23 protein-coding genes are annotated in these 25876 nt (G+C 69.2%); 10 read left to right on the top strand and 13 right to left on the bottom strand.

Features of this window, described 5'->3' with window-relative positions; genetic code table 11:
- Positions 1–2: 2 nt before the first annotated feature.
- The 4 genes from ACX1D3_RS06055 to ACX1D3_RS06040 are packed head-to-tail and all read right to left on the bottom strand — an operon-like array spanning position 3 to position 6033.
- Complete coding sequence (locus ACX1D3_RS06055) at positions 3–2462, bottom strand: alpha-ketoacid dehydrogenase subunit alpha/beta (RefSeq protein WP_458996087.1); 2460 nt, start codon at positions 2460–2462, stop codon at positions 3–5.
- A gap of 33 nt (positions 2463–2495) precedes the next feature.
- Positions 2496–3863 (bottom strand): dihydrolipoyl dehydrogenase, encoded by a 1368-nt coding sequence (gene lpdA / locus ACX1D3_RS06050; protein WP_458996086.1) that lies wholly within the window; start codon positions 3861–3863, stop codon positions 2496–2498.
- A 17-nt stretch (positions 3864–3880) separates the two neighbouring features.
- Entirely contained in the window at positions 3881–5251 is a 1371-nt protein-coding gene (locus tag ACX1D3_RS06045; protein WP_458996085.1) for a dihydrolipoamide acetyltransferase family protein, read from the bottom strand.
- Between the two features lie 29 nt (positions 5252–5280).
- On the bottom strand, positions 5281–6033 hold the full coding sequence (locus tag ACX1D3_RS06040) for a DeoR/GlpR family DNA-binding transcription regulator (protein ID WP_458996084.1): 753 nt from the start codon (positions 6031–6033) through the stop codon (positions 5281–5283).
- A gap of 183 nt (positions 6034–6216) precedes the next feature.
- Here ACX1D3_RS06040 and ACX1D3_RS06035 point away from each other — a divergent pair, with 183 nt between their 5' ends.
- A complete protein-coding gene (locus ACX1D3_RS06035; protein WP_458996083.1) occupies positions 6217–7449 on the top strand; it encodes a serpin family protein in 1233 nt (410 codons plus the stop codon).
- A gap of 226 nt (positions 7450–7675) precedes the next feature.
- Here the strand turns inward: ACX1D3_RS06035 and ACX1D3_RS06030 are convergent, their stop codons facing one another.
- Positions 7676–8734 (bottom strand): hypothetical protein, encoded by a 1059-nt coding sequence (locus ACX1D3_RS06030; protein ID WP_458996082.1) that lies wholly within the window; start codon positions 8732–8734, stop codon positions 7676–7678.
- A gap of 198 nt (positions 8735–8932) precedes the next feature.
- Between ACX1D3_RS06030 and ACX1D3_RS06025 the strand changes: the two genes are divergently transcribed.
- The 4 genes from ACX1D3_RS06025 (at position 8933) to ACX1D3_RS06010 (ending at position 12217) form a co-directional block, all read left to right on the top strand.
- Positions 8933–9604 (top strand): fructose-6-phosphate aldolase, encoded by a 672-nt coding sequence (locus ACX1D3_RS06025; protein ID WP_458996081.1) that lies wholly within the window; start codon positions 8933–8935, stop codon positions 9602–9604.
- A 95-nt stretch (positions 9605–9699) separates the two neighbouring features.
- The gene (locus ACX1D3_RS06020; RefSeq protein ID WP_458996080.1) at positions 9700–11073 is read left to right on the top strand and encodes a rhodanese-like domain-containing protein; all 1374 of its coding nucleotides are present in this window, start codon (positions 9700–9702) and stop codon (positions 11071–11073) included.
- Complete coding sequence (locus ACX1D3_RS06015) at positions 11070–11417, top strand: rhodanese-like domain-containing protein (RefSeq protein ID WP_458996079.1); 348 nt, start codon at positions 11070–11072, stop codon at positions 11415–11417. The genes ACX1D3_RS06020 and ACX1D3_RS06015 overlap by 4 nt, the downstream gene beginning before the upstream one ends.
- Entirely contained in the window at positions 11414–12217 is an 804-nt protein-coding gene (locus tag ACX1D3_RS06010; protein WP_458996078.1) for a sulfite exporter TauE/SafE family protein, read from the top strand. The genes ACX1D3_RS06015 and ACX1D3_RS06010 overlap by 4 nt, the downstream gene beginning before the upstream one ends.
- Here the strand turns inward: ACX1D3_RS06010 and ACX1D3_RS06005 are convergent.
- Positions 12187–13854, bottom strand: a complete 1668-nt coding sequence (locus ACX1D3_RS06005; RefSeq protein ID WP_458996077.1) for an alpha/beta hydrolase — start codon at positions 13852–13854, stop codon at positions 12187–12189. The genes ACX1D3_RS06010 and ACX1D3_RS06005 overlap by 31 nt on opposite strands.
- A 121-nt stretch (positions 13855–13975) precedes the next feature.
- Here ACX1D3_RS06005 and ACX1D3_RS06000 point away from each other — a divergent pair, with 121 nt between their 5' ends.
- Genes ACX1D3_RS06000 through lplAB form a run of 5 tightly spaced genes read left to right on the top strand, consistent with a single transcriptional unit; the run spans position 13976 to position 17151 of the window.
- On the top strand, positions 13976–14416 hold the full coding sequence (locus ACX1D3_RS06000; protein WP_458996076.1) for a hypothetical protein: 441 nt from the start codon (positions 13976–13978) through the stop codon (positions 14414–14416).
- Positions 14417–14474: 58 nt separating this feature from the next.
- Positions 14475–14777 (top strand): ArsR/SmtB family transcription factor, encoded by a 303-nt coding sequence (locus tag ACX1D3_RS05995; protein ID WP_458996075.1) that lies wholly within the window; start codon positions 14475–14477, stop codon positions 14775–14777.
- 3 nt (positions 14778–14780) lie between these two features.
- Positions 14781–15821: a permease gene (locus ACX1D3_RS05990; protein ID WP_458996074.1), complete on the top strand. Its 1041-nt coding sequence runs from the start codon at positions 14781–14783 to the stop codon at positions 15819–15821.
- Between the two features lie 19 nt (positions 15822–15840).
- Positions 15841–16077 (top strand): thioredoxin family protein, encoded by a 237-nt coding sequence (locus ACX1D3_RS05985; RefSeq protein WP_458996073.1) that lies wholly within the window; start codon positions 15841–15843, stop codon positions 16075–16077.
- Between the two features lie 24 nt (positions 16078–16101).
- A complete protein-coding gene (lplAB, locus tag ACX1D3_RS05980; protein ID WP_458996072.1) occupies positions 16102–17151 on the top strand; it encodes a lipoate-protein ligase LplAB in 1050 nt (349 codons plus the stop codon).
- A gap of 1 nt (position 17152) precedes the next feature.
- Here lplAB and ACX1D3_RS05975 read toward each other — a convergent pair whose 3' ends face one another.
- From ACX1D3_RS05975 to ACX1D3_RS05945, 7 genes are all read right to left on the bottom strand, one after another.
- Positions 17153–17596 (bottom strand): RbsD/FucU family protein, encoded by a 444-nt coding sequence (locus ACX1D3_RS05975; protein ID WP_458996071.1) that lies wholly within the window; start codon positions 17594–17596, stop codon positions 17153–17155.
- A 94-nt stretch (positions 17597–17690) separates the two neighbouring features.
- A complete protein-coding gene (locus ACX1D3_RS05970; RefSeq protein ID WP_458996070.1) occupies positions 17691–18674 on the bottom strand; it encodes a LacI family DNA-binding transcriptional regulator in 984 nt (327 codons plus the stop codon).
- A complete protein-coding gene (locus ACX1D3_RS05965; protein ID WP_458996069.1) occupies positions 18671–20080 on the bottom strand; it encodes a rhamnulokinase in 1410 nt (469 codons plus the stop codon). Before ACX1D3_RS05965 ends, ACX1D3_RS05970 begins: the two co-directional genes overlap by 4 nt.
- Before the next feature lie 106 nt (positions 20081–20186).
- Positions 20187–21956 (bottom strand): L-fucose isomerase, encoded by a 1770-nt coding sequence (locus ACX1D3_RS05960; protein ID WP_458996068.1) that lies wholly within the window; start codon positions 21954–21956, stop codon positions 20187–20189.
- Between the two features lie 157 nt (positions 21957–22113).
- A complete protein-coding gene (locus ACX1D3_RS05955) occupies positions 22114–23157 on the bottom strand; it encodes an ABC transporter substrate-binding protein (RefSeq protein WP_458996067.1) in 1044 nt (347 codons plus the stop codon).
- Positions 23158–23226: 69 nt separating this feature from the next.
- Positions 23227–24234, bottom strand: a complete 1008-nt coding sequence (locus tag ACX1D3_RS05950; RefSeq protein ID WP_458996066.1) for an ABC transporter permease — start codon at positions 24232–24234, stop codon at positions 23227–23229.
- Positions 24231–25748 carry a sugar ABC transporter ATP-binding protein gene (locus ACX1D3_RS05945; RefSeq protein WP_458996065.1) on the bottom strand — a complete coding sequence of 506 codons (1518 nt, stop codon included), beginning with the start codon at positions 25746–25748 and terminating at the stop codon, positions 24231–24233. The genes ACX1D3_RS05950 and ACX1D3_RS05945 overlap by 4 nt, the downstream gene beginning before the upstream one ends.
- Positions 25749–25876: the final 128 nt, after the last annotated feature.

The raw sequence follows: 25876 nt of genomic DNA, 5'->3' as shown, positions 1-25876 counted from the left end.
GCTCAGAGCCCCATCCGGGAGCGACGCGCCAGCTCGGCGTTGGTCTGGTTGGTGCTCGGCACGTGGCCCGCGAGGGGGAGGATCCGCTCGTGGATGGCGTCGATCAGCCAGTCGGGCTGCGGGAAGAACTCCTTCTCCAGCTCGGCGGCGGGGGTGATCGCGTTGCGCGAGCCCACGACAGTGACAGGCGCGTCCAGGTGGTCGAACGCCAGGGTCTGGATCGACGAGGCCACGTTGTGCAGGAACGAGCCGCGGTCCACCGCGTCGGAGGTGAGCACGAGGCGGCCCGTCTTCTTCACGGACTCGACGATCGGGTCCAGGTTGAGCGGGGCCACGAAGCGCAGGTCGATGACCTCGGTGGAGATGCCGTACTTCTCCTGCAGCAGGTCTGCCGCCTCCATCACGCGGTAGAGGGTGGGGCCGATCACCGCGATGGTGAGGTCGGTGCCCTCGCGGCGCACCACCGGCTCGCCCTCGGGAACCTCGTAGTAGCCCTCCGGCACGCCGTCGGCCGCGAACTGCTCGGCCACGTCGTAGAGGAGCTGGGACTCGAAGAACATCACCGGGTCCGTGCCGCGCAGCGCCAGGTTCATCATGCCCTTGGCGTCGTACGGGGTGGAGGGGTAGTAGACCTTGAGCCCGGGCATGTGCGCCACGAGCGCGGACCAGTCCTGCGAGTGCTGCGCGCCGTACTTGGAGCCGACGGACACGCGCATGACCAGCGGCATCGTCAGGAGGCCGGCGGACATGGACTGCCACTTGGCGGCCTGGTTGAAGATCTCGTCGCCGGCGCGGCCCAGGAAGTCGCAGTACATGAGCTCGACGATGGCGCGGCCCCCGGAGAGGGCGTAGCCGACGCCGGCGCCGATGATGGCGGCCTCGGAGATGGGCGAGTTGAACAGGCGGTGGTACGGCAGCAGCTCGGTGAGCCCGCGGTAGACGGCGAACGCGCCGCCCCAGTCTCGGTTCTCCTCACCCCAGCCGGCCATCGTCGGGTCGGTGGCGAAGCGGTGCGCCACGGCCTCGAACAGGGCGTCGCGGTAGGAGTAGGCCTTGGCCTTGGAGACGGGCTTGCCGTTCTCGTCGGTGGCCTTGCGGACCTTGTTCTTCAGGGACTTGACGCGGGCGTTCTCCTCGAGCGGCTCGAGCAGCTCGGGCTCACCCTCGGCCATGGCCTCCACGTTGCCGTTGGAGAACATGACGGACTCGATGAAGTCCATGCCGACGCGGGGGCTGGACTCCTCGTCCTTCGTCGCGATGGCGATGATCTTGGTGAGGCGCTCGTCGAACCTGGCCTGGATGTCGTCGACCTCGCCCTGGCTGAGCACCTTGTTCTCGACGAGGTAGGCCGCGTAGTTCTTGAGGCCGTCGTGCGTCTCCCACAGCTCCACCTCCTCGCGGGTGCGGTAAGAGGAGGCGTCCGACGGCGAGTGGCCGGAGAAGCGGTAGGTGATGGTGTCGGTGAGCACCGGGCCCTTGCCAGCCTCGAGGATCTGGCGCTTGCGGGCCACGGCGTCGGCCACGGCGAGCGGGTTGAGGCCGTCGACGCGCTCCGAGTGCATGGCCTCGGGGTTCACGCCGGCGCCGACGCGGGCCAGGATGTCGTAACCCATGGTCTCGCCGGAGGTCTGGCCGCCCATGCCGTAGAAGTTGTTGAAGAAGTTGAACCAGATCGGCGGGTTGCCGTCGACGCCGTGCTTCCACAGGGTGCGGTACTGGTCCATGGCGGCCATCATCATGGCCTCCCACACGGGGCCGCAGCCCATGGACGCGTCGCCGATGTTGGCGATGACGATGCCGGGCTGGCGGTTGATCCGCTTGAACAGCGCGGAGCCGGTGGCGATGTCGGCCGAGCCGCCCACGATCGCGTTGTTGGGCATGGAGCCGAAGGGCGCGAAGAAGGCGTGCATGGAGCCGCCGAGGCCGCGGTTGAAGCCGGCCTTGCGGGCGAAGGTCTCAGCGACGGTGCCGTAGAGGATGAAGTTCTCGGCCAGGTCGAGCAGGCCGTCGTGGTCCACCTTCTCGGCGAACCCGAGGGTTTCGCCGTCGAGGAAGGTCTTCATGATGTTCTCGAGCTCGGCCGGGTCCAGCTTGCGGGCCGCGGAGTAGCACTTGGCGAGGATCTCGCCGTGGCTGCGGTGCGAGCCGAAGAGGAAGTCGGTGGGGTCGAGCTGCGAGGCCTGGCCGACGACCGCCGACTCCTGACCGATCGACAGGTGGGCGGGGCCGCGGTGGTTGTACTCCACCCCGTTCCAGGCGCCGGTGGTCTTGATCGAGTTGAGCATGGTCTCGAACTGACGCACGGCGATCATGTCGTGGAGGATGTCGACGAGGCCGTCCTTGCCGTGCGTCTCGAGCTCGGCGGCGAAGTTGGGCTTGTACTGGTTGACGGGGATGTCGGGCGTGGTGATGAACGACGCCGAGCGGACGTTGCTCGGATCGACGACGAGGGTGCGTGGCATGTGTGCTGCTCCTGGTTTCTTTTCTCTGGTCGCTCAGGCCTTGGCAGCCCAAGCCGCCTCTCGGATGAGTTCGCTGACGGTGGGGTGGGGGAAGACGACCTGGCGCAGGTCGGTGATGTTGAGCTCGGTCTCGAGCACGACGGAGGCGCCCCAGATCATCTCCGAGGCGTAGCTGCCGACGACGTGGACGCCGAGCACCTGCAGGGTGTCGCCGTCGTAGACCAGCTTCGCGGCGCCGGGGGCCTTGACGCCGTTCTCGGCGACGAAGCGGCCCGACATCGCGCCGGGGACGGTGACGGTCCGGACGTTGCCGCCCTGGGCCTTGGCCTGGGCCTCGGTGAGCCCGATGCCGGCGGCCTCCGGGATGGAGTAGACGGCCCACGGGATGGTGGACCAGCGCATGACCTCGCCCTTGCGGTGGGCCTCGGGGTCGAGGATGTTCGCCGCGGCGATCTCGCCCATCCGGTACGCCGCGTGCGCGAGCAGCGAGCGGCCGGTGACGTCGCCGATGGCCCAGACGTTCGGGAGGTTGGTGCGCATGCGGTCGTCGACGGCCACGCCCTTGCCGGAGACCTCGAGGCCGGTGTTCTCGGCGCCCCAGCCCTGGACTGCTGGGCGGCGGCCCACGGCCATGAGCACGACGTCTGCCTCCACGGCCTCGTCGGCTCCGTCGGCGGTGGTGTACTTCACCGAGCCGCCGTCGATCGCGGTGACCTTGCACGACAGCTTGAAGTTCACGTTGCTGAGCGCCTTGCGGAGCATGGGCGCGAGCTCGGCGTCCATGAAGGGCACGATCTCGGGCAGCATCTCGACGACGGTGACCTCCGAGCCGAGCGTGGCGAACAGGCTGGCGAACTCCAGCCCGATGACGCCGCCGCCGATGACGGCCAGCCGCGGCGGGATGGACTCGACGGCGAGCATGCCGGTGGAGTCCACCACGTGCGGGTTGTCCTTCGCGCCGGGGATGGGGGGCATGACGGGGACCGAGCCGGTGGCGAGGATCACGTGGTCGCCGGTGTAGGTGGTGCCGTCGACGGTGACCTTGCCGGGTCCGTCGAAGGTGCCGTAGCCCTTGACGACGGTGACGCCGGCCTTCTTCTCCGCGAACGCGACGCCCTTGACCAGCGTGGTGACCGTCTGGGCCTTCCACTTCTGCAGCTCGGTCCAGTCCACCGTGATGTCGGAGGTGTGGATGCCGAGGTTGGTGCCGTGCTTGGCGTGCTCGTAGGTCTTGGCCGCGTTGAGCAGGGCCTTGGTGGGGATGCAGCCCACGTTGAGGCAGGTGCCGCCGAGGGAGTCGGCCTCGATGAGGAGGACCTTCTTCCCCGCGTGGCCGAGGCGCTCGGCGGCGATGTAGCCACCGGGCCCCCCGCCCAGGATGATGACGTCGAAGTCACTCATGGATGTGTCGGTTCCTCTCAGCCGAGAACGGTGATGTCGATGGCCTCGATGAACTTCACGAGGTCCTGCAGGAAGCGGGCGGCGTCCGCGCCGTCGATCGCGCGGTGGTCCGCGGTGAGCGACAGGCCGATGCGCTGCTCGGCGCCGACGGAGCCGTCGGCGTTGACCTTGACCCGGGGGAAGATGGCGTCCACGCCGAGGATGGCGGTCTGCGGCACGTTGAGCAGCGGGGTGAACGACTCGATGCCGAAGCCGCCCAGGTTGGACACCGTGAAGGTGGCCCCGGAGAGCAGGTCGGGGTTGATCGTCCCGCCGATGGCGTCGGCCGCGAGCTGCTTGCTCACCACGGAGAACTCGCGCAGGCTCATCAGCGACGCGTTGCGCACCGTCGGCACGAGCAGGCCGCGGGGGGTGTCGCAGGCGAAGCCCATGTGGACGCGCTCGAAGGTGGTGAGCACGCCGTCGGCCAGGTGGGCGTTGTGCGAGACGTTCTTCGCGGCGGCCCGGACGGCGGCGTAGCCGACGAGGTCGCCGATGGTCACGCCGGACATGCCGAGCGACGGGTCCGAGTTCTTCAGCTTCTTGCGCAGGTCCAGCAGGCCCTGGGCGTTCGCGGTGGTGGTGTAGGTGAGCTGCGCTGACGTGGCCAGCGAGTTCATCATCCGATCGGAGATGACCTTGCGGACGCCCTTGACCTTGGTCTCCTCCGAGGGGCCGGGGAAGTCGGCGTCGACGGCGGCGGCCGGGTGGGGCGCCGGGGCGGCGGGTGTCGCGGCGGGCTGGGCGGGGGAGGTGAGGTCTGCGGTGGTGACCCGTCCGCCGAGGCCGGTGCCCTGGGCCGCGGCGCCGTGGGCTCCTGCGCGGGCGGCGCCGGTGGTGGCGGAGGTGAGTGCCTCCTTGACGTCGCGCTCGATGACGCGCCCGCCGGGGCCCGAGCCCTCGGCGACGGCGCCGAGATCCAGTGAGTTGGCGGCGGCGAGGCTGCGGGCGCGGGGGCTCGACGCGCCGGTGGCGGCGGTGCGCTCAACCTGGGGCTGGCCTGTGGGCTCGGCGGCTGCCGGGGCGGCTGCCTCGGCGGCGGGGGCTGCGGCATCGTCGCCACCCTCACCCTTCCAGCCGGCGGCGTCGAGCGCGGGCTTGGGGTCCTCACCTGCGGCGCCCACCACGAGCAGCGGCTCCTTGACCGGGACGTCGTCGCCCTCGGCCCAGAGCAGCGCCAGCACGGTGCCTGCGGCGGAGGTGGGGACCTCCATGGAGGCCTTGTCCGTCTCCACCTCGCAGACGATGGCGTTCTCGGCGATCTCGTCGCCCACCTTGACCTGCCACGACACGATCAGGCACGACTCGACACTGTTGCCGAGCTGCGGCATGACTACGACGGTTGCCATGTTCTCTGTCCTTCTTGTTGGTTGCTTGTTCAGACGACGCGGACTTGGGTGTGTTCCCGCAGCGCCTCGACGGCGCCCGCGGGGAGCCCGTCGTCGGTGATGATTCCGGTGATGCCCGCCAGTGGCAGGAAGGTGACGAAGCCTGCCTGGCCGAACTTCGACGAATCCGCCAGCAGCCAGGTCTCCTCGGCACGCTCGCGCATGAGGGAGGCCACCTGGCCGCCCTCGACGAACCGCGTGGTGAGGCCTCGCTCGGGGGAGAACCCGTCCGTGCCGACGAAGGCCAGGCGGGTGTTGAAGTCTGCGATGGCGCGCTCGGCGAGCGGCCCGACGAACGACTCGGACTCGGCGCGGAACACGCCCCCGGTGAGGATGACGCCGAGCGCGGGATTGATGCGGGCCGTGGAGAAGGCCAGCGCCGAGTTGGTGACGATCTGGACGCCGCGACGCCCGGTGAGATTGCGCACCAGCATGGCGGTGGTGGTGCCGGCCTCGATCATGATGGTGTCGTCGTCGAGGACCATCGCGGCGGCGGCGGCGGCGATGCGCTGCTTGGCCTCCACGTTGAGCTTCTCGCGCTGCAGGATGGACTTCAGCGTGGTGGGGCGCGCCCCGCCACGCGTGCGGACCAGGAGTCCGCGCTCCTCCAGGTTTCTCAGGTCTCCCCGGATGGTGACTTCGGAGACGCCGAGATCGACGGCCAGCGCGGAGACCGAGAGGGTGCCGTCGTCGGTGAGACGCGTCATGATCTCGCTCGCCCGCTCAGCGCGCTCGACGGTCATTGTCGGTCCCATCACTTGCCGTTGACTTCCGAAGTGGTTTCGATGTGACCACCCTATGCCCTTCGGATCGGTTTCGATGGCGGGGTGCCGAAATGCTGAGCATCTGCTCACGGCGTCACGATTCGGTCTCGTCCGCTCCCCTTCGAGGGAGGCGGATCTACGCTGGAGGGAAGGAGGCCAGCGATGCCCAGCCGTCGATCACTCTTGGCCGCCGCGGGACTCGCGGCCCTTGCCATTCCACTGTCCGCCTGCGCCGAGGCGGCACCGGCCGAACTCCGCAGCACCGTGGCGCCGGAGGAGTTCCCGCTGGACACGTCCGGGGCGCCCACCGCGTCCGCCGCGACGGAGGCACTGGCCTGGGGTCTGTTAGCCGGGACGTCCGGCAACCGCGTCCTGGGGCCCAGTTCGCTCATGTCGGCCATTGCCATGCTCGGCGAGGGGGCGAACGGGGTGAGCGCGTCGTCGCTGGCCTCGACCATCGGCCTGGCGGGCGACGAGCGATCCAGTGCCGTCGCGGCGTTGCGGCAGGCGCTGGCGGCGTACGACTCACTGCCCGAGCGCGTGGACAGGAAGGAGCCGCCGGAGGATCCGGTCGTGCATCAGGCGTCGCAGGTGGTGATCCTTGACGAGGCGATCGTGGAGGAGGAGTTTCTCGACAGGCTGTCCCGCTTCTACGACTCCGGCGTGCAGAGGGTGTCGCGGGACGACGCGAAGGCCGTGCTGGACGCGTGGGCGAAGAAGCACACCGCTGGGTTGATCGAGAGGTCCGCCATCGCGGTGACCCCTGACCTGCAGTTGGTACTGCAGGACGCGGTGTTGTTCGCCGCAGCCTGGCGCACCCCGTTCACCAGCGAGTGGCCGGTGCCGTTCACGCCCAGCGGCGGAGCACCGACGGAGGTGCCGGGGATGACGGAGACCGTCCGGGCGCGGTTTACGGAGGGGTCCCGGTGGGCGGCGGTCCGCCTGCCGTACGACGACGTGCTGGCGATGGACGTGATCCTCCCCTCCCCGGGGTTGGCTCCCGGCGAGCTCACCGTCGAGGACCTGGTGGCCGTCGCGGAGGGGCTTGAGGCGTCAACGGAGATGCAGGTGTCCGTGGTGATGCCGCAGTCGGACCAGAAGCAGACGTGGGACCTGCTCGAGCCTGTCGCCGCGGCGGGCATCGACCTGACTGATCTGAGCCGCATCGTGCCCGGCGGAACGTTGGGCCAACTCGTGCAGCAGGTGACCTTGACGGTCAGCCCGAAGGGCACCGTCGGGGCCGTGCTCACCGAGGGTGCCGTCGGCACCGGGATGCCGGCCTACGACGCGGAACTCCGGGTGGACAGGCCCTACATCATGCGCGTGCTGGACACCCGGACGCGCTGGCCGATCTTCCTCGCCGTCGTCGAGGACCCCGCCGCGCCCGCCGAATAGCGCACTCAGACCGGCTTCCTGCCCTGGCCGGGGACGGGGTTGAGCCGGACACGGCTCTCGCGGGCCCCCAACGAGCCGGATCTGGGTGTCGTGGCAGACTTGCACGTTCAAATGGAGTAATCCGAGCTTCGAATGCCGTGTCCGGCTCAAGGCTCCTTCCCGAGAGCCGTGTCCGGCTCAACTCGGTCCCCGCAGCGAAGCCCGCCAGGGGCCGGAAGCGTCGCAATCACCGGGTGGGAGAGGGCACAGGGCCGAGGAAGGCGTGCAGGTCCCGCACCAGATCGACGGGCGGCTTCCAGTAGGTGAACACGTCGAGGTGGCCCGGATCCACGGCGAAATAGCCGTCGTGCAGCGGCACCAGCGACATCGTCGAGCCCCAGCCGTCGACGAGGACGAAGGCGCCGCGGTCATCGATGCCCATCCCTGGCACCTCACCGCCCACGTCCGTCGTCAACGAGTCGATCATCCGCGCCAACAGATCATCAGGGACCTCCTGCAGGATCCGGATGTCGGCGAAGTCACGGGAGCACACGAAACCACTGAGCACCGCGTCCGGGGTAGTCGGTACAAGCGTGGTGAGCGGCGGGCACACCTCCGGCACCTCCGCCGGAGCCTCCCGACCAGCTCGTTGGTCCTCCCACATCCCGAGGATCGTGGCCAGGAACCCGTCCGCTCCGGCGAGCCGGCGCTCGCCGTCGCTCACCGTCCGGCAGCCGTGCAGCTCTCCGGTCAACCGCTTGGACCCGTCCGAATAGTCGACCACCACCACGTAGGTCATCCGATACTCCATGGTGCACGCCACATCCTGTGGCAGCGGCTCGAGGCCGTTGAACGCGGCCACCAGCTCATCCACACCCTCGGTCAGCGCCTCGGCCGGGCCGCCTGTGGACGTGAGGCCCTCGTTGGGGTCACCGCACAGCCACGCGCTTGTGGCTCCGGCGGGGAGGTTGCCGTCGAACGGTGTGAACTGGATCCCAGCCTCACGCGACTCCTCGGCGATCCCCGGGCACGGGTTCCCGCCCGGGCCGGCGGGGGGCGCCAAGGACGGGGAGGGTGCTGTGGCCGACGGGGTCGGGTCCACCGGCGCCACCGAGCCCGAAACGGTGGAGCTCGCGCCGGGCGTGTCGCCTGGGACCGCGCCATCCGGGCCCCGCAGCGCCTGATACCCCAGCGGGATCGCGACCGCGGCGAGGATCAGTCCGCCGGCCACAGCCATCCAGACCCGCCCGCGACGCCGCTCGGACCCCTGGCCGTCCGCCTCAGCCGTCGCCTCGTCGCCCGCCATGAGGACACCTCTTCTCTGAGTAGCAGCAGCGCCGGCTCGGCGCGCACGCTGGTCTTCACCCATTGTTCCGCCCGAGCACGACCGGCGGTAGTGCCGCATGGGCATCTGCTCCGATCCCCCCGGAATCATCCCGCCCACGACCCGCCGGTGCTGGAATAGGCGCAGGGCCCCGCCCTCACGCTTTCCCGAAAGGCTCCCATGGACATCCTGTTCGACACCGCCAACCTCGACGACATCGAGCGACTCACGCCCATCTACCCCGTCACCGGTGTCACCACCAACCCCTCGATCCTGAAGAAGGAGGGCCAGATCGACTTCTACGCCCACCTCAAGCAGATCCGCTCGATCATCGGCCCCAACCGGACCCTCCACGTGCAGGTGCTGGCGAAGGACGCGCAGGGCATGATCGACGAGGCGCACCGGCTGCTCGACAAGATCGACGCCAACGTCTACCCCAAGATCCCCACCACCGAGGCCGGCATCCAGGCCATGCGCACGCTCAAGGAGGAGGGTGTCAAGGTCACCGCGACAGCGATCTACTCCAAGACCCAGGGCTTCCTCGCCGTCGCCACCGGCGTGGACTACCTTGCGCCGTACTACAACCGGATGCAGAGCCTGGACATCGACACCCGCGGCACCCTCAGCGCCCTGGCCAGCTTCATCGACCGGTTCGACGCGCCCAGCAAGATCATGGCGGCGAGCTTCAAGAACATCTCGCAGGTCTCGCACGCGCTGGAGGCGGGCGCCCACGCGGTCACGCTTTCGCCGAAGTTGCTGCGCCAGGCTTTGTCGGCGCCGATGATCGAGGACGCCGTCGACGCGTTCATCTCGGACTGGAAGGAAGTCCACGGGACGACGACCCTCCCCTGACCCCACCCGCCCCGCACGACCGACGGGGGGTTCGCGAAGGCTCGACGCAATATACCCCCGGGGGTATATACTTCTTCAAAACGAAGGAATGACCCATGGCCACAATCATCACCATTGCGACCCCCACCCTCGGAGACCGCAGCTACCTCGTGCACGACGGCGAGGTGGCGTTCGTCGTCGACCCGCAGCGCGACATCGACCGCGTGACCCGGATCCTCGACGACGAGGGCGTGCAGCTCAAGGCCGTCTTCGAGACCCACATCCACAACGACTACGTCACCGGCGGCCTCGCCCTGGCCAGGGAACGCGGCGCGGACTACTACGTCAACGCCGAGGACACGGTGCAGTTCGAGCGCTCCCCCATCGTCGACACCCAGGTGGTCGAGATCAGCCCCACCATGTCGGTGAAGGCCCTCGCCACCCCCGGCCACACCTACACGCACCTCTCGTACGTGCTGTTCGACCCCACCGCGGACGACGACGACGCCATGGGCCAGGCGGTCTTCAGCGGCGGCTCGCTCCTGTTCGGCGCCACGGGCCGCCCGGACCTGCTCGGCGAGGCCCACAAGCACGAGCTGGTGCGTCACCAGTACAACTCGGCGCAGCGCCTCGCCACCGAACTCCCCGATGCCACAGAGGTCCTCCCCACGCACGGCTTCGGCAGCTTCTGCGCCGCCACCCAGACCGACGGAACCGAGTCCACCATCGGCCGCGAGAAGCGGATCAATCCGGTCCTCACGCAGGACGAGGCGGAGTGGATCGAGGAGATCCTCGCCGGGCTGGACGTGTACCCCGCGTACTACGCCCACATGGCGCCGGCCAACTCCTCCGGACCTGGCGTCCCCGATCTCTCGGAGCCCACCCACGCCGACAAGGAGGAGATCCGCGCCCGGCTGGAGAAGGGCGAGTGGGTGGTGGACCTGCGCAACCGGAACGCCTACGCGGCAGGCCACGTGCCCGGGTCCTTCAACTTCGGCATCGACGGCCAGCTCTCCACCTACCTGGGCTGGATGATCCCCTGGGGAACCCCCCTCACCCTGCTCGGTGAGTCCAGGGAGCAGGTTGCCGACGCCCAGCGTGAGCTGGTCCGCATCGGCATCGAGCACATCGCCGCCAGCGCCCACGGCAAGCCTGAGGAGTGGACCGACGAGGTGGCGAAGCTCCAGCAGGCTGACTTCGGCGACCTGAGCCAGGTGCGGCACCACCGCGCCGTCGAGATCCTCGACGTGCGTCGCGCGTCGGAATACTCCAGGGCCCACATCGACGGCGCGGCGAACATCCCGCTGCACGACCTGCTCACCCGAATCGACGAGGCGCCTCACGGCGAGATCTGGGTGCACTGCCAGAGCGGCTACCGGTCCTCCATCGCCGGCTCGATCCTCGAAGCTGCCGGACGGAGAGTGGTCACCGTCAACGACAGCTTCGACAACGCCGCGAAGAACGGGCTCCCGCTGGTGAGTGCCCAGTGAACGCCGACGAAGTCACCGAGTGCACCGTCTCCGACCTGCACGCGGCATGGAAGCGCGGCGAGTACATCCTCGACGTTCGGGAGCCCGACGAGTACGCCGAGGGCCATGTACCCTCGGCCGTCCTCATCCCCTTGGGCGAGGTGGCCTCGCGCGTCGACGAGGTGCCGGCCGGCCGGACCGTGTACGTGGTCTGCCGCAGCGGACGCCGGTCGATGACCGGAGCCCGAGCCCTGGCCGCGGCAGGACGACAGGCGATCTCCGTCCGCGGAGGGACCATGGGCTGGATCTCGGCTGGGCTTCCGGTGTCCGCGCGCCTTCATGGGGCGGACGCGGGCAGCCGATGACCTGGTGGATAGCGCCACTCGCCGTCGCGGTGGGGCTCATCATGGGCGCCCTCGGCGGTGGCGGCGCCATCGTCACCGTGCCCGTGCTGGTCTACCTGGCCGACCAGCCGCCGAGCGCGGCGATGGTGGGCTCGCTGATCGTGGTCAGCGTCACGGCCAGCGCAGGGCTGATCGGTCACTGGCGTGCGGGCTTCGTGCGTCCCGCAGAGGGTGTGGCGTTCGCCGCCCTGGGGACGGCCGGGGCCGTCGGCGGGTCGCTCCTGTCGATGCGGATGCCGGGCTACGTGCTCATGGCGATGTTCGCAGGGCTGCTGCTCGTCGTCGCGGTGGTGATGGCGAGGAAGTTCCTCCGCCGCTCTGCCGCCGCGCCCCGGGCGGTGCTCCCGATGACAGAGACCAACCCGTTCCGGATCAACTGGCCCCAGGTAGGTCTGGTGGCGGCGACGGCCACCGGGGTGGGTCTGCTCACCGGCTTCTTCGGCGTCGGAGGTGGGTTCGCGATCGTGCCTGCTCTGGTGATCGCGCTCGGCTTCACGATGCAGCGGGCCGTGGCCACATCACTGCTGGTCATCGTGCTCAACTCGCTGGTGGCGCTGGCCACGCGGCTCACGGTGGAGATCGAGGTCGACTGGTGGCTCATCGGATCGTTCAGCGTGTTGGCCGCGGCGGGCGCGATCATCGGCGGCAAGGTGGGCCGGCGCCTCCCGGCTCGGAGTCTGGGTCTGGGCTTCGCGGCGTTGCTCGCCGTCACCTCGCTGGCGATCCTGGCTCAGACGTTGACGGGCTTGATCACCCAGTAGTCCTCGATGACGGCACGGATCTCCGCGATCGTCGCCTGGTCGAGGCCGCCGTCGCCCGTGACCGCGACCCAGCCGTCGATCATGACGTCACCGAAGGCATGGCCGTGGCGGGCGGGGACGTCGACGCTCACCATCATGTCCAGGAACACCTGGACCGCGGTCACCACCGGGATCCAGCGCATGTGCGGGCTCACGTCCGGCGCGCGGCCGCCCTCGGTCAACCATTCGGGGCGCTGCCAGATCAGCTCCGGGCCCAGCCAGGTGATGGGGTCCGTCGCGTGCTGGAGGATGGCCACCCGGGGCTCCGACCATGCGCCGGGGAGCTTGTCGAGGTCACCCGACTGCGACGCCCACCGCACGCTCTCCCCCTCGTCGAGGACGGGCTGCCACGGCGGCGAGCCCGCGTCACGCGCATCCTGCAGCTCGTGCCACAACGGGGTGGCGTAGGTGGGGCCGACGAGGAGCGCCCCGTCGGTGCGTTCGGTGAGCGCGTCCACGCTGCCGAACGCGTTCATCAGCCCCTGGGCGCCCAGGCTGAGCCCGTAGACCACCAGCTTGGGACGCTCGCCCTCCGGCAGGGTGAGCCAGTGACCCCGCACCCCGGTGAACAGCGCCGACGCCGTCTCGACGGTGAGCTCCGGCGCGGTGACCGCGGAGACGAAGCTGGGGGTGTAGGCGTACTGGAGCGCCACCGTCGCCGTGTCGCCCGAGTGGAGGTATTCGACCGAATCCACCCCCTGAGGCTCCACCCAGCCCGATCCGGTGGTGGCCGCGACCACGAGCACCTCGCGCTCGAAGCCGCCGGTGCGCACGAGCTCCCGGACGGCGGTGGCCACCCGGTCCGCCAGCGTGCCGCCGGCACCCACACCGACATACACGCGCACCGGCGTCATCGCGGGCTGGCCCGTGATCGCGCTGATCTCGTCGGCCGTCGGGCCGCCGGTCACGAAGTCCCCACCCTGGCGCCCCAGCTCGTCGAACGACACCTCGGAGCCCGGCCCGCCCGAACGTTCCGCGAAATCCGGAGCCGCCAGGCCCTCCGCAGGCCGGCCGTTGATACCCCGGTAGGCCACGTTGAGCAGCCCGAAGAATCCGATGCCCAGGAGGGCGACGATCAGCACCGACGCCACCGCCGAGCGCAGGACCGCACGCTTGAGGGCGACGGCGGGCGTGCTGCCCCCCTCCACCATCCGCGCCAGTGTCCGGCGCCACGCCGAACGCACCAGGCGCCCGAGGCCGAGGCTCGCCAGGCTGGCCAGGGCCAACGCCACCACGAAGCCGAGGATGTTGACGTTGTCCTGTGGAGGCAACTCGACGAGTCGCCGCACCTCGTTCTGAGCCGCGACTCCGCCTATCATCCCCGCGAGGAGGATCGTGCCGTACAGGGGCCAGCCCACCAGCCGGGCCCACCGCACCCACTCCTGCGGCGGGCGCCACCGGGTCAGCCGGGCCCCCAGGAGCGCCAGCACCACTCCGAACAGGTACCCGATCCCGAACACGATGCCGGAGCCCACGCCCTGCAGGACCGCGGGCCGCGGCAGGAGCGACGGCGTCAGGGACAGCGCCAGCAGTAGTGCGCCCATCGCGACGCCAACCGGGTTGAGGCTGCGCAGGTACTGCTCCAGGTGCTGCTTCATGTGACCCTCCGACGCGGTGGCGGACGCTCCGCCCGATCCCGGTGACCGCCGGCACAAGGCTACGACAGCCACCGGCCTCCTCGCTTCCCCCCGTCCCGGGTGGCGAGCCTAGGATGAGCCCATGAGCAGCTCTGTGGCCCCCCGGCGCCAGTGGGTATCCGCCGCGGACGTGGTGGACGTGTTCGTCTACGTGGTGGTGCTCAACCTCGCGGTCGAGTACATGCCCGCGGTCATCACCGAGACGTTCACGCTGTCCCTGGTCACCGCCGTCGTGCTCAAGCTGGTGCTCGAAGGGGTGGTGGCGCTCAAGGACCGGATCAAGGCAGGTTTCAAGGCGGCGACGACACCGGTCGGACGGGTGGGCGCCGGGCTCCTCCTCTGGGGGCTTCTGATCAGCAGCAAGTTCGTGGTGCTCGAGCTGATCGCCCTCCTGTTCCAGGACAGCGTCAAGCTGGGTGGCTTCTTCGCCGTGACCGCACTGATCCTTGTCCTGATGCTTGCCCGCGCCGGCGTGCGTCGCCTGCTCGCGGCGCCCGACCCCGCACCCGTTCCCGCCCCCTGAACTCAGCTTCACCGACCCCGGGAAGGGGCGTGCGGGCCCGCGGGTCTACAGTTCAACCATGGTTGAATCAACCGTCGTCGAACTGTCTCTGCGCGAGGACAGGGCCGTGGCCGTTCTCCAGGCCGTGGCGGACCCCGTCAGGTGGCGGGTGCTGTCGCGGCTGTCGTCGGCGACCCAATGCGTGTGTGACCTCCAGGCAGCGATCGACATCGCCCCCAACCTGCTCAGCTACCACCTCAAGGTGCTGCGCGAGGCCGGCCTGATCGTCGGCACCCGTCGCGGCCGCTGGATCGACTACACGCTGGCCGACGGCGCCGCCGCGCTGGTCCGCTCGGCTCTGCCCGGCGAGCTGAGAGGCTGACCGGTGCCCGCGACACTCACCCCACGCTCCACCGGGGCCCTGGTCGCCACCCTTTCGGCGGCCGCCGTCGTCTGGGCAGGCGTCTACGCGCTCAACGAGGTCCTCTGGGACGCACTGTTCGAGCGCGCCCTCGGGCTGGACCTGGCGCAGCGCATCCCGGGCGCGGCGCACTTCTTCCTCTACGACACCTCGAAGATCCTCCTACTGCTGATCGGCATGATCTTCGTGATCGGCATGGTCCGCACCACGCTGCGCCCCGAGCGGGTGCGCACGTTCCTCGAGGGCAGGCCGCTGTGGCTCTCGCTGCTGCTGGCCGCCCTGTTCGGTGCCATCACGCCGTTCTGCTCCTGCAGTTCGATCCCGCTGTTCATCGGCTTCGTCGGCGCGGGCATCCCGCTGGCGGTCACGCTGACGTTCCTCATCGCGTCGCCGCTGGTCAACGAGGTGGCCGTGGTGCTGCTGGCAGACACCTTCGGGATCCCCACCACCATCGCCTACGTGGCCGCGGGGCTTACCGCAGCCGTCAGCCTGGGCTTCATCTACAGCCGCCTCAGGCTGGACCACCTCGTCGCCGACTTCGTCTTCAAGACCCCCGTCGCCGTGCTCCACGCCGACGGCCGTCGCCCGACCCTGCACGAGCGGGTCGAGGCGGCCCTCGAGGAGACCCGCGACATCGTCGGCCGGGTCTGGACGTGGATCCTCGTGGGCGTCGGGGTGGGCGCGTTCATCCACGGCTGGGTGCCTACCGAGTTCTTCGCCACCTACGCCGGGCCGGACAACCCGTTCGCCGTCGTCCTGGCCACTCTGGCCGGCGTGCCGCTCTACGCCAACGCGGCCGGGGTCATCCCCATCGCCGAGGCCCTCTGGAGCAAGGGCATGGCGCTGGGCACCGTCATGTCCTTCATGATGGCCACCGTCGCGCTCTCCCTGCCGGAGTTCATCCTGCTCAAGCAGGTGCTCAAGCCCAAGCTGCTCGCACTGTTCTTCGGCAACGTGTCGATCGCCATCATGGTCATCGGCTTCGCGTTCAACCTGTTCTCCTGACCACAACAGAAGGAACACCATGCTCATCAAGGTCCTCGGCCCCGGTTGCAGGAACTGCACCACCCTGGAGAAGAACGTGCGCGAGGCCCTGACCCGGCTCGGCCTCGACGCGGAGGTGGAGAAGGTCACCGACTACGCCGACATCATGGCCCACGGCGTGATGTCCACGCCCGGCCTGGTCATCGACGGCGCCGTGGTCTCGTACGGCCGTGTACCCACCCCCACCCAGATCGTGGAGCTGATCCAAGCCCGCTGACCGTGCCCCGCTAGGGTCGTGGGCATGCGTGGTGAATACAAGGTTCCGGGCGGCAAGCTGGTCGCGGTCGACGTCGAGTCCGACGACGGCCAGATCACGGAGGCGGCGGTCTCGGGGGACTTCTTCCTCGAGCCCGACGAGGCTCTCGACGACATCAACGGCGCCCTGCTCGGCATGCCGGACACGTCGTCGGTGGCGGATCTCGCCGCGGCCATCCTCGCCCGCCTGGACCCGGCGGCCTCGCTGATCGGCTTCACGCCGGAGGCGGTGGGGATCGCGGTGCGGCGCGCGCTCGGGCACGCCACCGACTGGTCGCAGCACACCTTCGACGTGATCGGCCCGGTCTCGATGGACCCACGGATGCACGTGGCGCTGGACGAGGTGATCGCCGCCCGCCTGGCGCGCGGCGAGATCAACCCCAGCCTGCGGATCTGGGAGTGGGACCAGCCGCTGGTGGTCATCGGATCGTTCCAGTCGTATCGCAACGAGATCGACGACGAGGGCCGGGCCCGCCACGGCATCAATGTGGTGCGCCGCATCACCGGCGGCGGGGCCATGTTCATGGAGCCCGGCAACTGCGTGACCTACTCGCTCGTCGTGCCCGCGTCGCTGGTGGAGGGGCTCAGCTTCGAGCGCAGCTACGAGTTCCTGGACCAGTGGGTGATGGGCGCCCTTGCCGAGCTGGGCGTCAACGCCCGCTACGTGCCGCTCAACGACATCGCCTCCGACAAGGGCAAGATCGCCGGCGCGGCGCAGCGCCGGGTGACCGGCGGCGTGGTGGTCCACCACGTGACGATGGCCTACGACATCGACGCGGACAAGATGCTCGAGGTGCTGCGCATCGGCCGGGAGAAGCTCTCGGACAAGGGGACGAAGTCCGCGAACAAGCGGGTGGACCCACTGCGCTCGCAGACCCACCTCCCCCGCGACGAGATCATTTCGTCGTTCCTCACCCACTTCGAGGGCCGCTACGCGACCCAGCGCCGCGGATACGCCGAGGCGGAGCTCGCCGCCGCGCAGCGCCTGGTGGACACGAAGTTCTCTTCCGACGAGTGGACCAGGCGCATCCCCTGACCTACTCGCCCGGCTGGCGGACCCCGACGGTGAGGATGAGGTTCGCGTACAGCCGCTGGTCCGCGCTCACGATGACCACGGACACGTCCTCGGACTTCGCCACGTCGTAGAAGTCCCACCGGGGGATCTCGACCACCTCGATGCCCGGGAGGGCCGCGCGGTACTCGTCGTGCGCGGGGATCGACTCGGGCCTCTCCTCCGGCCTGGCGTCCAGCGCCGGCACCATGATGCCCGCCTGCTCGATGGGGATGGTGCGCTTCAGCACCTCGAGGATGTCGGAGACGGTGAGCAGGCCGGGGGCGAGGTTGAGGTAGATCCGCTCCGCGGCGGCGGGGGCGCCGGTCGACGCAGGGTAGTTGCCGTCCGTGATGATCACCTTCGAGCTGTGGCCGGCGCGGCCGAGGGCGGCGAGGAGCTGCGGGTGGGTCATGGGTCCGTAGAGCATGGGTCTTCCTTCAGTCTGGGCCGGAGCGGGCGCTGCCGGCGGGTCATGGCAGTGGCTGGATCGGCGGGCGCACGGTGCCCGACGCCGCAGCCGGTCAGGTGCTGGAGCGCACCACCAGGGTGGGCGTGATGACGGTCGACTCGGCGGGATCGCCGTTGAGGAGCAGGTTCAGCGCGGCCACGGCCGCCTCGCCCACCGCGCGGAAGTCCTGCCGCACCGTCGTGAGAGGAGGCAGGAACCACTCCGCGCCCAACGCGTCGTCGAACCCCACCACCTTGACGTCCCCGGGCACACGCCGGCCGGCCATCTGCAGCGACGTCATGCATCCCAGCGCGAGGTGGTCGTTGGCGGCGAAGATCGCATCCACACTCCCGTCCAGCCGCGACATCAATGGGGCGGCCGCCGCTGCGTCCCACGATCCGGCCGGCAGGACCAGCGGCTCCAGGTTCGCGGCGGCGCAGGCCGCGATGCAGCCCTCGTACCGCAGCCTCGCGTCGACCCACTCGGTGGGGCCCTCGACGTGCGCGACATTCGAGGCCCCCCGCGACACCAGATGCTCGACCGCCATCCGCGCGCCCATCCTGTGGTCCACCGCGACACCCACCACATGCTCCGGCAGGTCGTTGAGTTGGCCCACGTACACGGTGGGCAGGCGGGAGGCGACGACGCGCACCCACTCCCCCGGCTCGTAGCGTCCACCGAGGATGATCACCCCGTCCGCGCCCACCGGCACGAGTTCGCGCAGCGCCAGCCCGTCGAGCTCGGACCTGATGACGGAGGTGGAGATGTGCAACCCCAGGGCCGCCAGCTGCTGGCAGATCACGACGTAGGTGGTGGCGTGGCCGTGGAGGAGTGGCACCGCGTCGATGATGTGAATGGAGCCGGTGCGGCGCGCCGAGAGCGATCGGGCCGCCATGTTGGGCTGGTAGTTCAGCTCCTCGATGGCCGCGAGGACGCGGACGCGGGTGGACTCGGCCACCACGTCGACGCCGCGGACCACGCGCGACGCCGTCTGCATCGACACTCCCGCGGCCTCCGCGATGTCGCGAAGATTGGCCCGCTCCCCCCGCCTGGTCATGCCGGCTCGTACGTCAGGGTCCGCGCGGAGGCGGCGATGACGGCGTTGCGGTCCTGAGCATCCAGGGTGCCCATGATCTCGAGCTGCGCCAGGAGAGAACCCAGGACGGACGCCTCCACAGGCCCCGCGACGACCGGGACTCCGACGGCGTCCGCCGTGAGCTGGCACAGGAGCGCGTTGCGCGACCCACCGCCCACGAGATTGAGCTGCCGCGCCGGGCTCCCGGTCAGGGCGGACAGGTCGGCGACACCCCGCGCGTACCGGGCCGCGAGCGATTCGAGGATGACGCGGACCACCGCGCCCTCGCCGAGACCGGCGGTGTCGGCGCCCTGGGCGCGCAGCGCGTCGGCGATCCTGCCCACCATGCCTCCGGGGAGCGCGAACTGCGGGTCGTCGGGGTTGATCAGGTGGCCGGTCGAGGGCGTGGCCCTGGCCAGCTCGATCAGCTCGACGATGTCGTGGACGCCGCCGGTGGCGCGCCACTCGCGCTGGCATTCCTGCAGGATCCACAGGCCGGTGATGTTGAACAGCGGGCGGAGGCCGTCGTCGGCGCGCGCCTCGTTGGTGAGGCCCAGCCGGTACGCCTGCCGCGACATGAGCGGCTCGTCGCGCAGCACCCCCAGCACGGACCAGGACCCGCAGGACAGGAAGTAGGACTCGTCGCCGGCATCGCGCTGAAGGGCGTGGACGGCGCAGGCGGTGTCGTGCGCGCCGGCCCGCACGACGGTGAGCTGCTCGAGCCCCTCAACCGTGCAGGGACCCGCGACGGTGTGCTCGCGGGTGATCTCGCCCACCCAGGAGCGCGGGATGCCCAGCGCGGCGAACACCTCGTCGCTGAACTCGTGCGCGCCGGGCCGCGTCAGGCCGGTCGACGAGGCGTGCGAGCGCGACCATCCCCTCTCGCCTGAGAGGAGGTACGTGAAGTAGTCCGGCAGCAGGAGGATCTGTTCCACCCCCGCCGCGACATCCGGCTCCTCAGCGAGGAACGCAAACAGCTGGTTGGCAGTGTTGATGGTGGCGGGCGCGATGCCGGTGGCGTCCCAGGCCGCCTCGTCGCTCAGGCGACGGCGGAACGCCTCATGGGTGCGGGCCGTGCGCTCGTCGCGGTAGGCCCGCCCGGGGGTGACCGGCTGGCCCGCCCCGTCGACGGGCACGTAGTCCACGCCCCACGTGTCCACCGAGACGCTGACCGCGTCCGGGAAGCGGGCGACGGCGTCGCGCAGCCCGGCGACCACCTCCGCCCAGATGAAGTCGAGGTCCCAGGCCAGGTAGGCGCCCCGCATGGTGGCCTCGTGCGCGAACCGCCGCACCTCGACCTCCTCGACCCGGCCGTCGGCGAACGTGCCGGCGATGACGCGGCCCGACGACGAGCCGAGATCCACGGCCAGCGCGGTGACGGGTCTCACGATGGGTCCTCCAGATGCAGGCAAGGGATGAGGGGTGCGGCCCCCGTCGCGCCCCAGTATGGTGCGCGACGGGGTCACAACCTCAGGCAGGGGGGCGCCTGAGGGGTCAGTTGTAGAGCGGTCCGAACTGCGCGCAGGCGCGGTAGTCGGCACTCTCCAGATCGGCGGTGCCGAAGCCCATCCAGTTCTTCGGGCGGAAGATCCGCTCCCGCGACACGTTGTGCATGTTCACGGGGATGCGGAGCATGGAGGCAAGCGTGATGAGCTGGTGGCCGATGTGGCCGTAGCTGATCGCGCCGTGGTTGGAGCCCCAGGCGTTCATGACGTCGTAGACGGACGTGAAGGCGCCCTCGCCGGTGATGGTGGGCACGAACCACGTGGTGGGCCATCCCGGATCCGTGCGCAGCTCGATGGTCTTGGCCACCTCGTCGGGCAGTTCGACGGTGTAGCCCTCGGCGAGCTGGAGCACCGGGCCCAGGCCGTCCACCCAGTTGACGCGGGTCATGGTGACGGGCACCTCTCCCGCGGAGCGGAAGTGGGTGGAGAAGCCGCCGCCGCGGAAGTAGCCGGTGTTGGCCGGGTGGAAGGTGGTGGCCTCGGTCATCGCGGCGATGTCCTCGTCGGTCAGATCCCACCAGGGCTTGATGCACGGGTTGCCGTCGGCGTCCTTCGCGGCGAACGTGCCGTCCAGGGTGGTGGCGCCGGAGTTGCGCAGGTCGATGATGCCGGCGGCCGCGCGGCCCTCGGGGCGGTGCCCGGTGACGCGCTCGATGGCATCAGCGCTCCAGTAGGTGCGCACGTCGGAGAAGATCTGCGCACGGTTGGTGAGCAGGTAGTTGAACAGCATCGACGCGCCGTTGAGGTTGTCATTCTCCGTGGCCATCACCTGCGGCTGGCGCTTGCCGTTCCAGTCGAACTGCGTGTTGAGCAGGGTCTCCATGAGGTCGCCGTTGGGCAGGTAGTCGGTCCACTGGCGCTGGCCCTGGAAGCCGGAGACGAGGGCGCCGTGGCCGAGCGCCTCCTCGCCGAAGCCCTTCTCGGCCAGCTTCGGGTTGCCGATCATCAGGTCGCGGCCGATGAGCACGAGCTTGGTGACGTAGGCCCACCACTCCTCGTGTTCCTCGGTGGAGCGCTGCCACTCCTCGGGGTTGAAGTCCTCTCCCTGGACCAGGTTCTCGCGCACCCAGGCGTAGGCCTTCTCGTATTCGGCCTCGTCGTAGATGCCGAGCTTGATGCGACGCTCGAGTTCCACCATGTCGACGTACTCGTTGCGCATGCCCAGCCAGTAGTTCCAGAACTCCTCCTTCACCACGCACCCGGCGATGCCCATGGACACGCCGCCGATGGACAGGAAGGACTTCCCCTTCATGAGCGCGACGGCGAGGCCCGCGCCGGCGTAGTCCAGCAGCCGCTGGCGCACGTCGTCGGGGATGGCGTCGTCGTCGGCGTCGCGGACCTCTTCGCCGTAGATGCCGAAGGCGGGGATGCCGAGTTGGGTGTGCCCGGCCAGCGCCGCGGCCAGGTAGACCGCACCGGGGCGCTCGGAGCCGTTGAAGCCCCAGATGGCGTGCGGCATGGCGCGGTCCATGTCGATGGTCTCCGAGCCGTAGGCCCAGCAGGGTGTGACCGAGAGCGTCAGCCCGACGTTCTCCCTCTTGAACTTCTCCGCGGTGGCCTGCGCCTCGGGCACGCGGCCGATCGTCGAGTCGGCGATCACCACCTGGACGGGGGTGCCGTCCGGGTAGCGCAGCTCGGCCTCGTAGAGCTCCTTGACGCGCAGAGCCATGTTCATGGTCTGGTCCTCGAGGCTCTCACGGACGCCGTTGCGGCGCCCGTCGATGATGGGTCGGATGCCGATCTTGGGGTAGTTGGTCACGGAAACACACCTTCTTGAAACAGTTACGTGGCGAAATCTTGGTGTCCGGCTCGGTGTGGGGGCGCAGCAGGCCGGGCAGCTGCTGCGTCGGGAGAAAGGGTGGGGCGGGACGCCCCGACGAGGGGCGGGGTGGGCCCGAAGGCCCACCCCGGATCACTCACTCGTAGAGGTTGGCGGCGATGTCGGGATCGTCGATGTTGCTGGCGTCGTACCAGGCGAAGCCGGAGTCGATGATCTTCGGCAGTTCTTCGCCGTTGATGGCGCGGATGGCCGCGACGACGGTCTCGTAGCCCATCTTCACGGGCGACTGGGTGATGGCGCCGGCCTGCTGGCCGTTGCGGATGGCGTCGAGCTGGGCCTTGCCGGAGTCGAAGCCGACGACGGTCAGTTCCTTGCCGGACTCGATGGCACCCTGGAGCGCGCCGATGGCCGAGGCCTCGTTGGAGCCGTAGATGCCGGTGATGTCCGCGTTGGCCTGGATGAGGGCCTTGGCGGTGTTGGCGGCGAGGCCCACCTCACCCGCGTACTGCGGGTCGAGGACCTTGATGTCGGGCGCGTTGGCGGCCATGTACTCCTGGAAGCCCTCGCAGCGCTGCTTGCCGGTGGCCGACGTCTGGTCGTGGCAGACCATGCCGACGGTGCCGGTGCCGCCGAGCAGCTCCACCATGTTCTTGGCGGCCTCGGCAGCGGCTGCCTTGTTGTCGGTGGAGACGGTGGTCAGCGGGATGTCGGAATCCACGCCCGAGTCGAAGGCGATGATCGGGATGTTGGCGGCCTGGATCTCGGCGAGGACGGGGCCCGCGGCACCGGAGTCGAGGGCGGCGAAGCCGATGGCGGCCGGGGCCGACTGCAGGGCGGTGCGGAGCTGGTCGAGCTGCTGGGTGACGGCCTGCTCGTTCTCGGGGCCGACGAACTCGATCTTGTAGTTGTACTCCTGGCCCGCCTCCTCGGCGCCCTGCTTGACGGCCTGCCAGAAGCGGTGCTGGAAGCCCTTGGAGACGAGGTAGATGGTTTGGGTCCCGTCGCCCATGGGGACCTCGCCCGACTCCGCGGGGGCCGAGGACTCGGCCGGTGCGGACGAGCTCGCGGTGGTCTCTGCCGGGGCAGGGGCCGACGAGGTGGTGGTGGACGAGGTGGAACAGGCGGTGAGGCCCAGGACGAGCACTGACGACACTGCCAGTGCGGAGCGCAGCATGCGCATGGCGGTTTTCCTTTCGGTTCTGGGAGGACCGCCCTCCCGTGATGTGGATGAAGTTGTGTGACGCGGGTGCTAGACGGCGGAGGCGCGCTGACGGCGCAGGATGTCCGCGTAGACGGCCAGCAGGACGACGATGCCGGTGACGACGAGCTGCCACTGCTGGGCCACGCCCATCATCTGGAGGCCGACGGTCAGCGTCATCATGAGCAGGGCGCCCATCATGGTGCCGACGATGTTGGCCCGGCCGCCGGAGAGGGAGGTTCCGCCGATGACCACGGCGGCGATGACCTGGAGCTCCATGCCCAGACCCTCGGCGGGCTGGACGAAGCCGAAGCGGCCCGAGTACAGGATGGCGCCGAAGGCCGTGAAAATGCCGGCCGTCACGTAGACCAGGGCCTTCCAGAATTTGACGTTGATGCCGGAGAGCCTGGTGGCCTCCTCGTTTGAGCCGATGGCCAGGGCGTAGCGCCCGAGCAGGGTCTTGCCGAGGATGACCGCGGCGATGATGCCGAGGATGACGAAGATGAGGGCCGCGTTCGACAGGAACGGGATCAGGCGGCCGTTGGAGATGGCCGAGTAGTCCGGGTTGGCGATCTTGATGCTGGAGGCGTTGGAGATGATCAGCGACAGGCCTCGAGTCACCATCATCATCGCCAGCGTGGCAATGAACGGCGGGATGTGTAGGTAGGCGATCAGGAAGCCGTTGACCAGGCCCATCGCCGCGCCCACCACGATGGTGAGCAGCAGGCCGATGCCCAGCGGCAGGTTCATGAACTCGGCCGACATGAACACGCCCGCCATGACCGCGGCGAACGTCATGCCGGTGCCCACCGACAGGTCGATGCCGCCGGTGGCGATCACGAACGTGGCCCCCAGCGCCATGGTGCCGATGGCGGCTGCCTGGAGCAGGATGTTGGGGATGACCACGCCTGCGTTGAAGTTGGGCGCGAAGATCATGAAGAACACGAAGACGACGATCAGCGCGGCGAAGACGAACAGCTGCTGAAGCGACGACTTGATGAACTGCTGCACCTGCGAGGGCTGGGCGGGTGCGGCCTTGGTGGCGGCGTCAGTGCTCACGCTGCGGTTCCTTTCAACTGAGCCTTGCCGACGGTGGCGAGCTCCATGATGTTTTCCTGGGAGGCGTCCTCGTTGTCGAGGAAGCCCGTGATGTGTCCGTGCGCCATGACGGCGATGCGGTGCGAGACGCGCAGCACCTCAGGCAGCTCGGACGAGATGACGATGATGGCCTTTCCCTGGCCGGACAGCTGCTCGATGAGGTTGTAGATCTCCTCCTTGGCGCCGACGTCGATGCCGCGGGTGGGCTCGTCGAAGATCAGCACGTCGCAGTTGCGCACGAGCCACTTGGCGATGACCACCTTCTGCTGGTTGCCGCCCGAGAGCTTGCCCAGCAACTGGTTGACGTTGGGGGTCTTGACCCTGAGCTTCTGGGAGTACTCGGTGCCGACGGTCTTGATCTTGCCGTCGAGGATGAAGCCACCGATGTGGAAGTCCTTCATGGCCGCCATGGCCGTGTTGGCCTTGACGTCCTGATCCAGCAGAACCCCGAACTGCTTGCGGTCCTCAGAGAGGTAGCCGATGCCGGCGCGGACCGCATCGGCGGCCGTGCGGATGGTCACCTTGCGGCCGTGGACGGTGATCTCGCCGCTGGTGCGCGGGTCCGCGCCGAAGATGGCCCGGGCCACCTCGGTGCGCCCCGCCCCCATGAGGCCGGCGAAGCCGAGCACCTCTCCCTTGCGGACCTCGAAGCCCACGTCGCGGACGAGCTTCTTGGTGTTCAGGCCCTCCACCTTGAGCACCACCTCGTCGGAGACCCTGGTGGTGCGCGGGCGGGCGTCTCCGGAGACCTCGCGGCCCACCATCATCGAGATGATTTCGCGCATCTCGACCTCCTTGGTGGTGACGGTGCCGATGTACTGGCCGTCCCGCAGCACCGAGACCCGGTCCGTGATCTCCTCGATCTCCGGCATGCGGTGCGAGATGTAGATCAGGCCCGTCTCGGGGGTGATGAAGTCCCGGATCATGACGAACAGCGCGTCGGTCTCCGCGAGCGTGAGCGCCGCCGTGGGCTCGTCCATGACGAGGATCCGCGAATCGTAGGACAGCGCTCGGGCGATCTCCACCATCTGCTGACGCGCCACGGAGAGGTCCCGCACGTAGCTCTTGGGGTTGAGGCTCATGCCCAGCCGGTCGAACAGCTCCCCCGCGTCCTTGTTCAGCTTGGCGTCGTCGATGTAGCCGCCCTTGTGGCTGCCGGGCCGGCCGAGGAACAGGTTCTGGGCCACGGTGAGGTCCGGAACCATGTTGAGCTCCTGGTGGATGATGCTGAGGCCCAGGTCACGCGCGTGGTTGGTGTTGCGCACCTCCACCTGCTTGCCCTGCAGCCAGATCTCCGCCCCGGGATCCGGGGTGTAGATGCCGGTGAGGATCTTCATCAGTGTCGACTTGCCGGCGCCGTTCTCACCGCACAGGCCGAGCACTTCACCCGCATTGAGATCCAGGTGGACGTTGCTCAGCGCCTTGACGCCGGGGAACGTCTTCGAGACGTTCTTCAGCTCCAGAAGTTTGGTCACACGTACTCCTTCGTACCTGCCGGATCGGCGGGCTTCTCGCGCCCAGCCCGACGAATGCTAACGCTATCATTGGACCACCGGGCGCGCCACTGTCGTTACCGAACTGTGACGAAGCGATACCCATGGGG

It is taken from the genome of Tessaracoccus yangjingae, from assembly GCF_054483935.1.
Note: the sequence above shows the minus strand (reverse complement) of the source record. Positions and strands in the feature narration are given on the sequence as shown.

What these genes read in the sequence shown, in the direction of transcription:
- ACX1D3_RS06010 (WP_458996078.1), top strand. Translation starts at nt 11,414, where the DNA reads ATGACCTGGTGGATAGCGCCACTCGCCGTCGCGGTGGGGCTCATCATG.
- ACX1D3_RS06020 (WP_458996080.1), top strand. Translation starts at nt 9,700, where the DNA reads ATGGCCACAATCATCACCATTGCGACCCCCACCCTCGGAGACCGCAGC.
- ACX1D3_RS05955 (WP_458996067.1), bottom strand. Translation starts at nt 23,157, where the DNA reads ATGCGCATGCTGCGCTCCGCACTGGCAGTGTCGTCAGTGCTCGTCCTG.
- lpdA (WP_458996086.1), bottom strand. Translation starts at nt 3,863, where the DNA reads ATGAGTGACTTCGACGTCATCATCCTGGGCGGGGGGCCCGGTGGCTAC.
- ACX1D3_RS06035 (WP_458996083.1), top strand. Translation starts at nt 6,217, where the DNA reads ATGCCCAGCCGTCGATCACTCTTGGCCGCCGCGGGACTCGCGGCCCTT.
- ACX1D3_RS06040 (WP_458996084.1), bottom strand. Translation starts at nt 6,033, where the DNA reads ATGACCGTCGAGCGCGCTGAGCGGGCGAGCGAGATCATGACGCGTCTC.
- ACX1D3_RS06005 (WP_458996077.1), bottom strand. Translation starts at nt 13,854, where the DNA reads ATGAAGCAGCACCTGGAGCAGTACCTGCGCAGCCTCAACCCGGTTGGC.
- lplAB (WP_458996072.1), top strand. Translation starts at nt 16,102, where the DNA reads ATGCGTGGTGAATACAAGGTTCCGGGCGGCAAGCTGGTCGCGGTCGAC.
- ACX1D3_RS05975 (WP_458996071.1), bottom strand. Translation starts at nt 17,596, where the DNA reads ATGCTCTACGGACCCATGACCCACCCGCAGCTCCTCGCCGCCCTCGGC.
- ACX1D3_RS05970 (WP_458996070.1), bottom strand. Translation starts at nt 18,674, where the DNA reads ATGACCAGGCGGGGGGAGCGGGCCAATCTTCGCGACATCGCGGAGGCC.
- ACX1D3_RS06025 (WP_458996081.1), top strand. Translation starts at nt 8,933, where the DNA reads ATGGACATCCTGTTCGACACCGCCAACCTCGACGACATCGAGCGACTC.
- ACX1D3_RS05995 (WP_458996075.1), top strand. Translation starts at nt 14,475, where the DNA reads ATGGTTGAATCAACCGTCGTCGAACTGTCTCTGCGCGAGGACAGGGCC.
- ACX1D3_RS06000 (WP_458996076.1), top strand. Translation starts at nt 13,976, where the DNA reads ATGAGCAGCTCTGTGGCCCCCCGGCGCCAGTGGGTATCCGCCGCGGAC.
- ACX1D3_RS06055 (WP_458996087.1), bottom strand. Translation starts at nt 2,462, where the DNA reads ATGCCACGCACCCTCGTCGTCGATCCGAGCAACGTCCGCTCGGCGTCG.
- ACX1D3_RS06045 (WP_458996085.1), bottom strand. Translation starts at nt 5,251, where the DNA reads ATGGCAACCGTCGTAGTCATGCCGCAGCTCGGCAACAGTGTCGAGTCG.
- ACX1D3_RS05985 (WP_458996073.1), top strand. Translation starts at nt 15,841, where the DNA reads ATGCTCATCAAGGTCCTCGGCCCCGGTTGCAGGAACTGCACCACCCTG.
- ACX1D3_RS06030 (WP_458996082.1), bottom strand. Translation starts at nt 8,734, where the DNA reads ATGGCGGGCGACGAGGCGACGGCTGAGGCGGACGGCCAGGGGTCCGAG.